General features: G+C 64.9%; 2 protein-coding genes. Both read right to left on the reverse strand.

The genetic code is table 11. The annotated features are described in order from the left end of the window. Nucleotides 1–25: 25 nt before the first annotated feature. Nucleotides 26–5,098, reverse strand: coding sequence for a non-ribosomal peptide synthetase (locus PQQ52_RS15145; RefSeq protein ID WP_408212507.1), 5,073 nt, complete (start codon nucleotides 5,096–5,098; stop codon nucleotides 26–28). 41 nt (nucleotides 5,099–5,139) lie between these two features. Beyond that, complete coding sequence (locus PQQ52_RS34615) at nucleotides 5,140–15,120, reverse strand: non-ribosomal peptide synthetase (protein WP_459252554.1); 9,981 nt, start codon at nucleotides 15,118–15,120, stop codon at nucleotides 5,140–5,142. Nucleotides 15,121–15,379: the final 259 nt, after the last annotated feature.

A 15,379-nucleotide genomic window follows, 5' to 3' on the forward strand; every position in this document is an offset into this window, starting at 1 on the left:
AAATGTTTGACGAGTGACGTGGGTTTCAACCGGCATCCCGCACCTCGGCAACGGTCGATGCCCCCACCACGATCCGCGTGCCCAGGCCGGCGAAGCTCGGCGCGGCAAACACATCGGCAATCGAAAGTGCATGGCCGGCTGCTTGTGCGGCGTCGACAAAGCGCACGACGTCGAACGAAGTCGCGCCCGCTTCGAACAGATCGTCGTGATGTGCCGGCGTATTGCCTTCGAAGAGATCGCTCCAGACACGTTCGAGCGCTTCGGCGAGCCGGGTTGCTTCATCGTGAAGTGCGCCGGACGCATTCATTCCTGCAGCAATGGCGGGCGTTGCAAGTGCAAACCGCGCCGGCGACGCGCCGAGTGCTTCATGCGGCACATCGACGAACTGCTGAACCACGTGCAAATAGTCAGTCGTCAACACCTCCACGAACTGGCCGTCGACCAGTTCATCCGCATACGAAAACGCACCCGTCACGCGTCCATCCGCATGCTCGACCACATCGAGTTCCAGTTCGAACACGACGCGATGCCGGACGTCGTTGAATTCGTCGAGCGCGAGACCGGCCCAGTCACGCTCCGCGGCGCCGGCGGGGCGCAGATAATTGAACATCACCGAGAAGAGCGGATTGCCGGATTCCGGGCGCGGCGCGCGCACCGCCGCGACCACATCGGCGAAGGGTGTATCCGCATGCGAATAGGCCGCGAGGGCCGCATCGCGAACTTCTGCCAGCAGCGTGGCGGGCGTGTGTGTTTCCGCGAGCCGTGTGCGCACCACCACCGCGTTGATGAAGAGCCCGAGCGCGCGGCGCGCGGTCTCGCCTGTCAATTCACGCGTCGATGCCAGAACACCGACCGGCTGATCGGCCGCGCCGGTTGCACGATAGAACGCGACGTTTAACGCGGCGTGCAGCAGCATCGGCAACGTTGCGTGGACTTCAAGCGCCATAGCGCGAGCACGTCGCACCACGTCTGGCAAGAATTCGAACGCGAGGCGGCCTGCGGTCCAACTCGGCGCGGCGGAACGGCCCGAAGGAGGCGCAGGCAAAACGTGCGCGGGCGCGTCGGCAAGCACGTCGCGCCAGAAGGACAGGCGCGCGCGCGGCGCGGTGACCGGCAGAACCAACGCGTGAGACAACGTCGACGACGGACCCGAAGCCGCAGGCGACGCGCCGCGCACGATCGCCACATAGATCGTGCGGACTTCCTCGAGCCACAGATCGATCGACTGTCCGTCCGAGACGATGTGATGCACCACCAGCGACAACACATGATCGTGCTCGCCGACGCGCAACAGCCGCACGCGCCAGAGCGGCGCGTCGTCGAGCAGATCGAACGGCGTCAGCGCATCTTCGTCAGTGAGCGTAACGGCGGCGGCCTCGCGTGCGATATCCGCGTTACCCAAGGTATCCGAGGTATCCGCCGCTTCGAGCGAAAACAGATCGATCACCGGCAGTTCGAAAGGCATCATTGCCGCAATCCGTTGGCCCGGCAATTCTCCGTTTCTCGCGACGAGGCGCGTTCGCAACGCTGGATGCCGTGCCGTAGCCCCGGTAAACGCTGCACGCAGTGCATCGACATCGAGCGGCCCGCGCAAACGCAGCGCGACAGGAATGTTGTAGGCCGCGCTGTCCGGCTGCGCACGCCACAAGAACCACAGGCCCAGTTGCGCGGCAGACAGCGGCAACACGCCTGACGCTTCGGCAACCGTGCGCGATTTCGTCGACCCACTCACGAAGCCTGACTGCGACCCGGACTCGGCATTCACTTCCACCACCGCCTCACTTCGCGCAGCAGCCATCACCCGCTGCGCGTACTGAGCCAGGATCGGTGCTTCGAAGAGTGTGCGCACCGGCACATCTCGCGCAAGCCGTTCGGCTACCCGTGTCGCCACACGCACGGCCGCGAGCGAATGGCCGCCGAGTTCGAAGAAGTGATCGCCACGACCGACACGCTCCACGCCCAGCACCTCCCGGAAAATCAGGGCAAGCGCCGTTTCGAGGCCAGGAGCAGGCGCCTGATAGGCCCGCGCGACACGCTGCGGCTCCGGCAATGCAGCGCGGTCCACCTTGCTATTCGCATTGCGCGGCAACGCATCGAGCACGACGATATGCGCGGGCACCATGTAATCGGGCAACGTGTGACGTAAATGCGCGTCGAGTTCCGCGGCGTCCGCCCGCGTGTTGCGTTCGCGCGCTTCGGCGCCCAACTCGACGTACGCCACCAACGCCGCGTGCGCACCCTTGCCGTGTACGATCGCCACGGCTTCGCGCACATCCTCATGGGCGGCGAGCTGCGCCTCGATTTCGCCCAACTCGATACGCAAGCCACGCAGCTTCACCTGATGGTCCACGCGGCCGATAAAGTCAAATACACCGTCCGCGCGCCGTTTCACCAGGTCGCCCGTGCGATAGAGGCGCGCGCCCGGCGCACCGAACGGATCAGGCACAAAGCGCTCCGCGGTGAGCGCGGGCCGGTCGAGATAGCCACGTGCGACACCCACGCCCTCGCCGCCCAGATACAACTCCCCGATCACACCGACCGGCAGCGGATTCAGACGGGCATCGAGCACATGAGCGGATCGGGCACCGACCAAGGTGCCGATCGGCAGATAGGCACTATCGGCGAGCTTCGCGACATCGTCGGTCGGATAGAACATCCACAGCATCGGCGTGATGACGGTCTCGGTCGGCCCATAACCGTTGACGATGCGTGCGTTCGGAAACGCGCGGCGCATTAGCGCGAAGGCTTCGCGTGAAGTCGCCTCGCCGCCCACTGTTAGCGATCGCAAAGTCGGCGGCGCACCGTGTGCCAGCGCCCATTCGGCAAGCTGCGTCGCGCAACCCGGCGGCACGTAGGTCATCGTCACGCCTTCACGCACCATCATCCGGCAGGTTTGCGCGGGCGGCCACAGTGTGTCGGCGGTGATGGCCACCGCGGCACCCGACATGTACTGCGAGAACCAGCCTTCGTGAGCGCCGTCGAAATTGACCGACTGGAACAACAGGAAGACGTCGTTTTCACCCGCGCCGTAACGCTCGGCAATCGCCGCGCAGTGCAGCGCGAACGAACCGTGATCGACCACAACACCTTTCGGTTTACCGGTTGAGCCCGAGGTGTAGATCACATAGGCCGCCTGGTACGGCGAGACGACAGGCAAGACGATCGACGCAGCCGATCGATCGTCATGCTGCGGCTCTTCGTCGATCAACCACAGGCGCAAACGATCCGACGCTGGCAGCGCGGCCAGGCTGGCGCGCTCGGTGATGACATGGGTGATCCGTGCGTCATCGAGAATCTGTGCGAGACGCTCGCGCGGATGGCTCGGGTCGAGCGGCACGAACGCGCCGCCGGATTTCAGCGCGGCAATCAGGCCAACCAGCAGATCGACCGAGCGGCTCAGCGCCACCCCAACGCGCATCTCCGCGCTCACGCCGGCTGCCACGAGCTGCTGCGCAAACCGCGTCGCGCGCGCGTCGACTTCGCCGCGTGTGAGCGAGCGCTCAAGATCCGCTACGCCGCGTGCTCCCGGCCGAGCATGCGCATGATCGGCCACGCGCTGGTGAACCGGTCTGAAGGCTTCCCGATGATTGACTCCCGTACTGTTCCACGCATCCAGTTGGGCACGCTCGGCGTCAGGCAGCCATTGCAAATCGCCGATCGCCGTCCCGGTCGCGGCCGTTGCATTCGACAGCAATTCGATGAAACGCGCAGCCAGCCGCTCAACCGCATCCGCCTCGAAGAGATCCAGCGCGTAGATGAAGTAGGCATCCACGGAACCGTCGTCGCGTTCCTCGAAGCTCAGCGTCAGATCGAACTTGGCGAACGGCGCCCCCGAAGGCAACTCCGTCATGCGAACGCCGGCAAGCGAAGGCAAACGACGACGCGCACCATACGCCGCCATCACCTGAAACAGCGGATGATGGCTCGCGCTGCGCACCACGCCGAGCGCTTCGACCACCTGTTCGAACGGCACGTCCTGATGCGATTGAGCGTCGATGAGCGTTTGCTGGGTCGCACGCACTAGCGCGGTGAACGATTGCGTTGCGGCAACAGGCGTCGCGAGCGTCAGCGTGTTCACGAAGAAGCCGACGAGGCCCGCCACTTCGCCACGCTCGCGATTCGCAGCCGGCACGCCGATCTGAATCTGCGCCTCGCCCGATGAGCGCGCGAGCACGGCATTGAGCGCCGCCAGCAGCACCGCGAACGGCGTAGCGCGCTGGGCATTGGCGAGCGCCTTGACCTGCCTGACGAGCGCGGCATCCAGCACGAACCGATGCCGCGCGCCACGCGCGCTCCGTTGAGCCGGACGCGGCGCGGCCCCCGGCAGCATCAACACGTCGCGGCTCGCATCCAGCCTGGCACGCCAGAATTCCAGCTGACGCTCACGCTCGCCCGCATCAAGCCAGCGGCGCTGCCACAGCGCATAGTCCGCGTACTGGATCGGCAACGGCGCCAGCGATACGGCTTCACTCTTCGCATACGCGTGATAGAACGACGCCAACTCCGCCAGCATCATGTCAGCGGACCAGCCGTCCGACACGATGTGATGCGTCGTCAGCGCGAGCCAGTGCGTCGTCGCGTCGAGCCGGATCAAATGCGCGCGCATCAGTGGGCCGAGCGACAGATCGAAGGCCTGCGCTTCATCCGCTCGCGCGATGGCAGCCGCGCGTGCTTCACGCTCGTGCGCGGGCAGCGTGCTCACGTCGCTCGCATGCCACGGACAGCGCGACGGCGCATGCACGGTCTGCAACACGCCATCCGCGCTTTCGGTGAAGGTCGTGCGCAATGCCTCGTGGCGAGCGATCAGCGCATCGCACGAAAGACGCAATGCATTCGCGTCAAGCGCGCCGTCGAGCCGCAGACGTTCTGTGATGTGGTACGCGGCCGGTTCGTCGATCATGCGCGCATGCAGCCACAGACGCGTTTGCGCGAACGAAGCCGGCACGCTCGCGGTCCGCTCGGCGCGCGGTGGAATCGGCAGCACGCGAAAATCGATGCCGGCTGCGTCAAGCTTCGTGAGAAAGGCCTTGCGCTGCGCGTCCGGCAAAAGCGCGAAACGCGTCGCGAGGGAAAGCAGATCCGGTTTGGCTGTCGTCATGCTGGGTTGTCTCAGTGCTCAATGCGGGTCGGCGTGATGGTTTATTGCAGCTCGAATTCGCCGAGGAGTGCGTCGATCGCACTCGCGGTGTCCTCGCCGGCTCCCGCATCGCGCTCGGCTAGCGCGCGATCGATCGCGGCGGCGCAACGTTGCAGCGTGCGTTCGTCGAATAGCGTGCGCAGCGGCAGAATCAGCGTCCAATGCAGATTGGCCTGTGCGTTGGCCTGCGTCGCGAGCAGCGAATGACCGCCAAGGGCGAAGAAATCGTCGCCTCGACCGATCGCTTCCAGACGCAGAACGCGTTTCCAGATCGCGGCGAGTTCGCGTTCGGTGTCGGTTTGCAGAGAAGCGGCCGCGCCTTCGTCGTCGCCGGATGAAAGGCTACGAACCGGCGCGGGCAGCGCATGGCGATCGCATTTGCCGTTCGGCGTAACCGGCAGCGTCGCCATCTCGATCAGTTGCGCGGGCACCATGTAGGCGGGCAACCGGGCACGCAGCGCATCGAGCAACGTGTGTGTATCGATCGTGTTGCCCACGCCGCGCGCCACGTAGCCGACCAGTTGCTCGTCACGCACGATCACCACGGCGTCGTGTACGCCTTGCTCCGCACGCAGCAAGGCTTCGATTTCACCGGGTTCGATACGCTGACCGCGCAGCTTGACCTGCGTATCGGTACGGCCGAGATAATCGAGCGCACCGTCCGCGCGCCGGCGGGCGAGATCGCCGGTTCGATACAGACGCGCACCATCAACGAAGGGGTCGGGGACGAAACGCTCCGCCGTCAGCGCGGCGCGGCCGAGATAACCACGCGCGAGTCCCGCGCCACCCAGGTACAGTTCGCCGACCGCCCCTTGCGGCAGCGGCTGCAACGCTACATCGAGTATGTGCAGTTGAAGGTTTGCGATCGGATGACCGATCGGCACGGATACCGCGTTTGCATCACGCGTCTCGCACCGCCAGTGCGAGACGTCGATCGCCGCTTCGGTCGGGCCGTACAGGTTGTAGAGCCGTGCATTCGGCAAATGCCGCGCAACGCGCGCCACCAGTTCCGGTGCGAGCGCTTCGCCGCTTGCCACGATCCGCCCGATGCTCGCGCAGCGACCCGCAAGCTTGAAATCTTCCAGGTGAGCAAGAAACGCGGCCAGCATCGACGGTACGAAATGCAGCGTTGTGACGCGATGCGTTTCGATTGCCGCGACCAGACGTGCCGGATCGCGATGATCGCCCGGCGCCGCAATCGCGAGTTTCGCGCCGACCGCGAGCGGCCAGACAAACTCCCATACCGATACGTCGAAGCCGAACGGTGTCTTGTGCAGCACAACGTCGTCAGCGTTCAGGCAATAGGCGTTCTGCATCCACGCAATCCGGTTCGCAAGCGCGCCGTGTGTATTGCCCGCTCCCTTCGGCTTGCCCGTCGATCCGGATGTGTAGATCAGATAGGCGAGTTGATCGGACGCGGCGTCCACCGGTGTAGCAAGCGCGGCCTGGGTGCTGAGGAGTTCGTCGACGGTCAGAATCCTGACGTCGATGCCATCGACCGCTGCGGCGACGCGTTCACGCAGATGCGGTTGCGTCAACACGACCGCCGGGTTCGCGTCGTTGAGCAGATAGGCGATGCGCTCGGCCGGATAGTCGGGATCGATAGGCAGATAGGCCGCACCCGCTTTCAGCACGCCGATTAGCGCGACCACCATGTCGAATGAACGCTCAACACACAACGCTACCGCCGTGTCCGGCTGAACGCCCATTTCGATAAGCGCAGCCGCGACCCGATCGGCGTCCGCATCGAGCGCGCCGTAGGTCATGTGCTGCGTATGGCCGTGCGGATCGGTGAATTCAAGCGCGATTGCGTCGGGCGATGCCAAAGCAGCCTGCTCGAACTGCCGATGCAGCGCTTGCTGCTGCGCTTGCGGCCACGACTGCGTGGTCGCATTGGCGCTCGCCAGCGTGGCGAGATCGTCGGCCGTTGCAATCGAAATCGTGCCGATTAGCGCATGCGGATCGGCGATCAAGCCGGCGAGGCACGCGGCAAATGCACGGTGTAAGGCGGCCACTCGGGCTGCATCGAGTTGCGCGGTGTCGTAGCCGTAGTCGATCGTGAGCGTCGCGCCGGCTTCGATCACGAGTGTGAGCGCGAAATCGGTGGCTTCGATATTGCGCAGATCACATAGCTTGAGGGCGCGTTCGTCGCGTCCTTGCCAGGCTTCATCGACCGGATAGTTTTCGAACACGACCAGCGTGTCGAACAGCGCACCGCCGCCTTGTCCGGCCCACTGCTGGATTTCGTAGAGCGGCGTATGCGCGTGTTCCGCCGCGGCGGCATTGTCGCGTTGCAATTCGTGCAGCCATGCCGATGCAGCGCGTTGCGGTAGTGGCGCAGTAATGACCGGCAGCGTGTTGATGAAAAGACCCAACACGGTGTCGGCATTGGCTAGCGCGTCGGGGCGGCCTGCCACGGTGGCGCCGAATGCGACGGCAGAGCGATGTGTCAGCCGTTGCAGTGCGAGCGCCCATGCACCCTGCACCATCGTGTTCACGGTGACTTTCAGACGGCGCGCCGTTTCAGTAAGACGTGTCGTTGTATCGGCATCGAAGGATTCGCGGCGCGTGAGATGTTGCGTCACGCGTGAGCTTTCCGGGTCGCGCTCATGTTCGCGCTCATGTTCGCGCTCATTTTCACGATCACGGTCGGCAATCAGCGTCGGTTCATCGAGCAGCGCAAGACGTTGCAGCCAGAACGCCCGCTCGCCTTCCGCATCGCGCGCCGCGAGCCACGCGATGAAATCGCGGTAGCGCGTTTTGGCCGGTGCGGCGAATGGCTGCGGACGCCGTGGCTCGATATAGTCGCGCAACACGTCGGCGAAGAAACGCGCCGTGCTCCAGCCATCGAGCAGCAAATGATGGCGCGTCCAGACGAGACGCCATGCCTGATCCGTCACGCGGATCAGTGCGACGCGCATCAAAGGCGGGGACGTCAGATCGAAACCGCGCGTACGGTCGTCGGTGAGCCAGGTTTCAAATGCGTCGAGCGCACCTTCACCTCGTTCGCGCCAATCGAGGATCTCGACCGGCATGCGCGCCTGACGATGCACGATCTGCATTGGCGTGGCCTCGTCCGGTGTGAAACCGGTGCGGAGGATGTCGTGGCGCGGCACGGCGCCCTCGAATGCGGCGCGCAAACGCTCGACGTCCGGTTCGATCAGTGTTGCGACCAGTTGATTCACATACGTCGATTGCTCGGGCGCGAACAGCGAATGAAACAGAATCCCGTGCTGCATCGGCGAGAGCGGATAGATATCGTCGATGGTGCGCAGATCGAGCAGCAGGCGCTCCAGCGCAGCCTGCGTGAGACCTCCCGTCCGCGCGAGCGGATAGTCGCCAGGCGTTGCGCCGCCGCCGCGTTGCGCGAGACGCGCCGCGCATGCGGCGCTCAACTCGGCGAGCGATGTTTCGAAACGCTGCGCGAGCGCTTCAATCGTTGCACGCTCGAACTGCGTTGCGCCGTACACCCAATGAACCTTGAGCGTGCGTGCAGCGTCGCCGTCGATATATGCATGGATCGCCAGCGCATTGCCGATCGGACCAGCGGGATCGCGCTCACAGCCCACGCCACCGAAACGCGGCACCAGCGCAGCCTCGCGCGGCGCATCGAACTGGCCGAGGTAATTGAAGGTCACGTGCGGCCGCGGCACAACGGCGAGCGCCGCGCGCGTCGTCGCGTCGCCGTAGTGACGCAGCACGCCAAAGCCGAGCCCCTTGTTCGGCACCGCGCGCAGCGTGTCCTTAACCACGCCGAGCGTCGCCGCCGGCGTGCTTTCGACCGTGAACTGCACCGGATAGTGGCTCGTCAACCAGCCGAGCGTGCGGCTCACATCGGCATCGTCGAATAACGCCTCGCGGCCATGACCTTCGAGTTCGATGCGGCAGCGAGGCAAGCCGAGCGACTGCACCAAGGCCGCGATCAGCAATTCGATCATCTGCGTACGGTAGGCCGCGTTTGCCTCTGTCAATGCGGCACGGGTCAGATCGGCATCGATCGTCTGGATGACGGTTTGCGCGTCCGCGTTAGTCGCCTTGGCGTGCGGATGGTCGAGCGGCAGGTCGTCGCAAGGTTCCGTGAGGGCTGCCCAATATGGCACTTCGGCGGCCAATGGCGAGTTCGTTGCGTCGCGCGCTGCATGAGCAAGCCGAGCCGCCCATTCCTGTGCACGCGTGCCCGTCGACGCAAGACGTACCGTGGTGCGGCGTTCGCGCGCTGCGCGATAGGCCGTGTCGAGATCGTCCAGCAGCACACGCCACGACACACCGTCGACGATGAGGTGATGAATCGCCAGATAAAGCTTCGTCGTTCCGTCCGGCAACAGTGCGGCGAAAGCGCAGACGAGCGGGCCATGCGTCAGATCGAGCGTGCTTTGCAGCGCGTCGAACTGGGCGAGCGCATCGGTTTCGTCGCGCGCGGAAGCGACCGCGAACGGTAACGCTTCGAACGCGCGGCCGGCGAACGTGAGCTGCCATTCTCCAAGCGGACCGCTCGGGGCAAAACGGTGGCGGAAAATCTCGTGATGCGTCAGCAGCGTTTCGAATGCGCGGGCGAAGGCATCGGCGTCGAATGGCGCCTGGGCATCAAGTTCGATCGACTGGTTCCAGTGCCCACGCTGCGGGATATCCAGCGCAAAGAAGCGCTGTTGGGCGGGAGTGAGTGTCGTGCTCTGTCCGGACGCTGACGGCAATGCCTGTGCTTTGGGCGCGGCCGACGTGGAATACGCTTTCGGCGCAGCCGAGGCCGTCGCATCTACCATTGTTGCAACACATGCGAGTTGCGCGAGCGTAGGTGCGTCAAACAACTGCTTCGGCGTAAAACGCACACCGCGTTTGCGTGAGCGCGCGATCACCTGCAACACCAGAATCGAATCGCCACCCAGTTCGAAGAAGTTGTCGTCGCGGCCGACGCGTTCGGCTTTGAGCACTTCTTTCCAGACGGTGGCAAGTGCCTCTTCCGTCGCCCCCTGCGGCGCGTCGCCTTCGGCAACGGACGGCGTCGGCGCGGCGGCAAGCGCGCGCAGTGCCGCTCGATCGATTTTGCCGTTCGCTGTCACCGGCACTGCGGCTACGATCAGCAACACTGCGGGCACCATGTAATCCGGCAGACGCGCAGTCAACGCTGCGCGTAGCGCCGACTCGTCGAGGCGCGCACCGTTAGACACGGCGACGAATGATGCCAGGCGTAAACGGCTTTCATGCTCAACGGCAAGCGTTTCGGCCTGAGCGACGCCCTCGAGCGCGCGCAGTACCGCACTCACCTCGCCTGGTTCGACGCGATAGCCGCGAATTTTCACCTGATCGTCAAGCCGCCCAAGAAAATCCAGCCGACGGTCGGCGCGCAGCCGTACGCGGTCGCCGGTCCGATAGAGACGCTCGCCCGGGGTGAACGGATGCGGTACGAAGCGCTCAGCGGTTGCGGCAGCGCGGTTCAGATAGCCACGTGCGAGGCCCGGACCGCCGAGATACAGTTCGCCAATCCCGCCAGGCGGCACGCTCGCGCCGTGGCTGTCGAGCACGCACGCATAGGCGTTTGGCAGCGGCAGGCCGAGCGGCACGGATTGCGCGGTTTGCGCAGTTTGCGCAGCATGGCCCGCTTGCGCGGCGCGAGCGTTCGATAAGCGCAACACGGCCTGCGCCGGCGCGGACGTATCGAAGGTCAATGCGCCAACCGTTGCTTCGGTCGGACCGTAGTGATTGATGACACGGCACGCCGGCTTGAGCGCCGCAATCCGTTCGACAAGCGACCACGGCAGCGTTTCACCGCCCGTCACCAGCGCGTGAGCGGGCAGCACGTCAGCCGCCTGCTGCGCATCGAGCAGTGCGTGCAGATGACTCGGCACGATCTTCAATACGCCGACGTCGCGCGTACGCATTTCGTGAGCGAAGCGATCGGGATCGAACGCGCATTGAGCCGGCATCAGATGCAGTGTGCGGCCCGAGCAAAGCGCGCCGAACAGCGTCGTATGACCGAGGTCGGCGGCAACGGTGGAGACCATCGCCATCGACGCTCCTGCGGCAAAGGCGAGCTCGTCCAGCATGCCTTCAACGTAATCAACCAGCGCGCGATGCGAGATCACAACGCCCTTGGGCGTGCCGGTCGATCCTGACGTGAAGATCAGATAGGCGGCCTGGTCGGGCAACGGAGCCGGACGCGGGGCGTTGGCGTTGGCGTTGCGGCCGACGTTGGCCCCGACGCTCACCTCCGCGTTAGCGCCCAAGTTGATACTTGAACTCGCGCTTGCGGCAATCTCCAGCCCAGCAAGCGACGAACCTTGCGCAAGTGCATCGAGATCCAGCGTCGTGGCATCGCCCACCGCCAGCGTGGCTTGCACGCCCCCTGCGGTCAGCATCCATTGCGCGCCGCAGGCATCCACAGCAGCCGCCAACCGCTCGTGCGGCGAAGCTGGATCGAGCGGTACTGCGTAGGCCCCCGACTTCATCACACCAAGCAGCGCCACCGCGAAGCGCACCGAGCGCTCGATGCATACGGCAGCCGGCTGCTCCGCGCCAACGCCACGTTGCTGCAAGCCGAACGCAATCCGCTCCGATGCATCGTCGAGTTCAGCGAAAGTAAGCTGCGTGTCGGCGTCAGCAAGCGCGACGCGATGCGGCGTTTCACTCACATGGCGCGCGAAAAGCGCTAGCACGCTATCCGCCTCAGGCAGAAGCTCGCGTCCATGTCGCGCTGTGCCACATCCGGCCCCATCCGCGCAATCCAGTTCAGCAATTGCGCGCTGCGGATCACGCACTGCATCGGCGACTAGCGCGGCATAGCTGTTGAGCCACGCCTGCGCAGTCGCATCATCGATGCCGTCGAGCGCATACGCGACCACCAGTTCGATGCCACGCGGATCGTCCGTGAAATCGAGTGCGAGATCGAAGCGGGCAGCGAGGTCGAGCCCCGGCGACATGCGCACCGATGCGCCCGGCAATTCGGCGGTCAATTCCAGATCGAACTGCTGCGCGAATTTGACCTTGAGCCATTCTTCTCCACGCCGCACCGGCGGCTTGATCGCATCGAGCACCTGATCGAACGGCACATCCTGATGCGCGAAAGCATCGAATGCCGAGCGGCGTACACCGTCGAGCAAGGCAGCGAACGATTGGTCCGGCGCGACACGCGCGCGCAATGCAAGCGTGTTGAGGAACAGGCCGACCAGTGGCGCGGTTTCCGCACGTTGCCGATGCGCAATCGGCGCGGCCACTACGATGTCGGTTGCGCCGGTCAGTCGATAGAGCCATGCGTCGAAAGCGGCGAGCAGCACGGTAAAGGGCGACGCCTGCGCGCGCCGTGCGGTTTCGCGCACTGCGGCGGAGAGCGCTTCCGGCAATCGCAATGCGAGTCGGCCGCCGCGATAATCGCGTTGCGGCAAGCGCGTCCGGTCGAGCGGCAATGCCAGCGGTTCGGGCGCAGCGCGCAACGCGTCGCGCCAATACGCGAGTTGACGCTCGCCTTCGCCCGCGGCGAGCCAGTCGCGCTGCCATTGCGCAAAGTCGGCGTATTGAACCGGCAGCGCGGGCAATTGCGGCGTGCGCCCCTGGGCGAACGCCGTGTAGATCGTTTGCAGTTCGTCGAAAGCGCAACGCGAGCTCCAGCCATCGCTGATCGCGTGATGGGTCGTCAACAGGAAGCGTTGCGTGTTGTTGGTCAGCGTGATGAGCGTGGCACGCACTAACGGGCCGTTCGATAGATCGAACGCTGCGCCGACGTGTTGCTCCATCAATGCGGCAAGCCGCGCTGCGCGCTCGCCTTCACTACTGGTGTGCAGATCGACTTCGGCAATCCGCACGGGCAATGCGGCATGAATGCGCTGCATGACGATGCCGTCGTCGGTTTCGACGAGCGTGGTGCGCCAGGCCTCCTGACGCTCGATCAGACAATCGAGCGCGCGTTGCAGCGTGCCGAGGTCGAGCGCGCCCTGCACGTCCCATTGCACGGCGACGTGATACGCCGAGCCGGCGTCCTGAGTTTGCGCGAGGACCCAGAAACGCTGCTGGGCGAATGAAGCGGCACGGTCGACAAACGCGGCGGTTGAGGGCTGCATTACCGTAATTTGCCGGTGCCGGTTCACAGCCGATTCAGTCTCGCTGCTATCGATCAGCGCCGCGAGCGTCTCGAGCGGCTGATCGTCGAACAACGCATCGAGTCGTAGCTTCACGCGCCATTCGATCCGGATCGCCGCCTGCAATTGCATCGCCGCGAGCGAATCGCCGCCGCGTGCGAAGAACCGGTCGGTGCGGCCGATTGGCGTGAGATCGTTCAGGAGTGTTTGCCAGAGACCGGCAAGCCGCTGTTCGGTGACGGTTTGGGGCGCGACATAATCGGCAGCGGCCGCGACGGGCAGTGCCGCCACGGCATCGCGCAACGCAGCCCGATCGAGCTTGCCGTTCAGCGTATAAGGCAGACGTGCGAAACGCGCGAAGCGATGCGGCAGCCACGCACGCGGCAAATGCGCGGCGAGATGCGCCTGCAATACGGCATCGCTAAGTGTGGTTTCGTCGCAAGCCTCGTCGCCGTGGACCTCGTTGCCGAGTGCAACGTTGCCGTGTGCGGCGCCGCGCGCATCCTCGCCATGCACCTTTCCGCCGAGGGCGTCCTTCAGTACCACACAGGCAATCAGTTGCGTCCTGCCACCCATTGTCTCAGCGAGCACACCCGCATCGGCGATCGCGGGATGCGTCAGCAGGCATGCCGCGATCTCACCGGGCTCCACACGAACGCCGCGCACTTGTACCTGATCGTCGATGCGGCCGAGGTAATCGAACGAGCCGTCCTCGCGTTCGCGCGCGAGGTCGCCGGTGCGGTAGATCCGTTCACCCGGTTCGCCGTTTGCGTCCGGCAAAAAACGCTCGGCGGTAAGCGCCACGCGGCCATGATAGCCACGCGCGAGACACACGCCGCCGAGCAGCAGTTCGCCAGCCTCACCGCGCTGCGCCGCGCCTTCGATACGCGCCACGCGGCGCCCGATCGGCCAGCCGATCGGCAGCGACGCGTAACCGTTGCCCGCCTCGAGTGCCGGTGTCGTGCCCGGATCGACCGGCCACAGCATCGGCGAAATCACCGCCTCGGTCGGCCCATAGCCGTTGACGAGCCGGATCGACGGAAACACGCGGCGAATCTCGTCGAAGCTGTCCTGTGACATGGCTTCGCCGCCGAACAGCAACACGCGTAGCGAAGGCGGCACGCCGAGGCGCTCGCAAACGTTCGCGAACTCGCGCAGATAAGCGGGTGGCAGTGTGGTATTGGTCACGCCCTCTCGCAGCATGAAGGCATGCGTGGCTTCTGGCGGAAACGGCGGCGGATCGCTAATCACCACACTGCCGCCCACGGCAAGCGGCACCAGCCATGCTTCGATCGAAACGTCGAAATTCACCGAAGCAAAATGCAGCACGCGATCCGTGCCGTCGATCGGCAACGATTCAGCGAGCGCGTCGCCGTGCGCGGCAAGCGGCCCATGTTCGACGGCAACCGCTTTCGGCGTGCCCGTCGAACCGGATGTGTAGATCATGTAGGCGGCCGCGCGGGGATGCACCGGCTCGTCATCGCCATCGAAACGCGCCGCGGCGACGTCTGCCAAAACATCGCTTTCAACGTCGAAACACTGCGCGAAACGCGCGCGCATGGCCGCATCGGCGGAAGCGTCGACAATGCCGTGAGCGAGCCCCGCATCCTGCGCAACCCAGTCGAGCCGTGCCGCCGGATGTCGCGGATCGAGCGCGACGAACACGCCACCCGCCTTCAGCACGGCGAGCAATGCGACAAACAGATCGCACGAACGCGCGACACATACGCCGACGCGCACCTCCGTCGTGACGCCTGCCGCCCTCAGTTGCGCGGCAATCCGCGCCGCGCGACTATCCAGCTCTCCCCGCGTCAGTCGCACGGCACGCGGCGTGAACGACGCCAGCGCGGGCGCATCGGGTTCGATACGCGCCAAAGCGCGGATTCGGTGGTGCAACGCAATCGGGAAGCTCGTCATGGGCGTGAAATCCGTTAGAACTGGCCGCATCGGCCAAGTCGCAGGCCGCAATGGGCCGCTTCATTGGGTGTGACGATCCGCGACCGAAAATCTTTACCGCCACCGTCGATTTATTCGGACTACATCGCTTCGATGCGACAAACAGCGACAGACGGTAAATGTTTGCAGCGGCCATTCGTCTATCAAGCGAGGGGCGTGTCTTTGCGCCCCACTGATATGCCGCCCGCATGCGCTGCATTTCACCGATCCATTGCGACCC

Source organism: Paraburkholderia sediminicola (genome assembly GCF_046030555.1).
Lineage (GTDB): Bacteria > Pseudomonadota > Gammaproteobacteria > Burkholderiales > Burkholderiaceae > Paraburkholderia > Paraburkholderia sediminicola_E.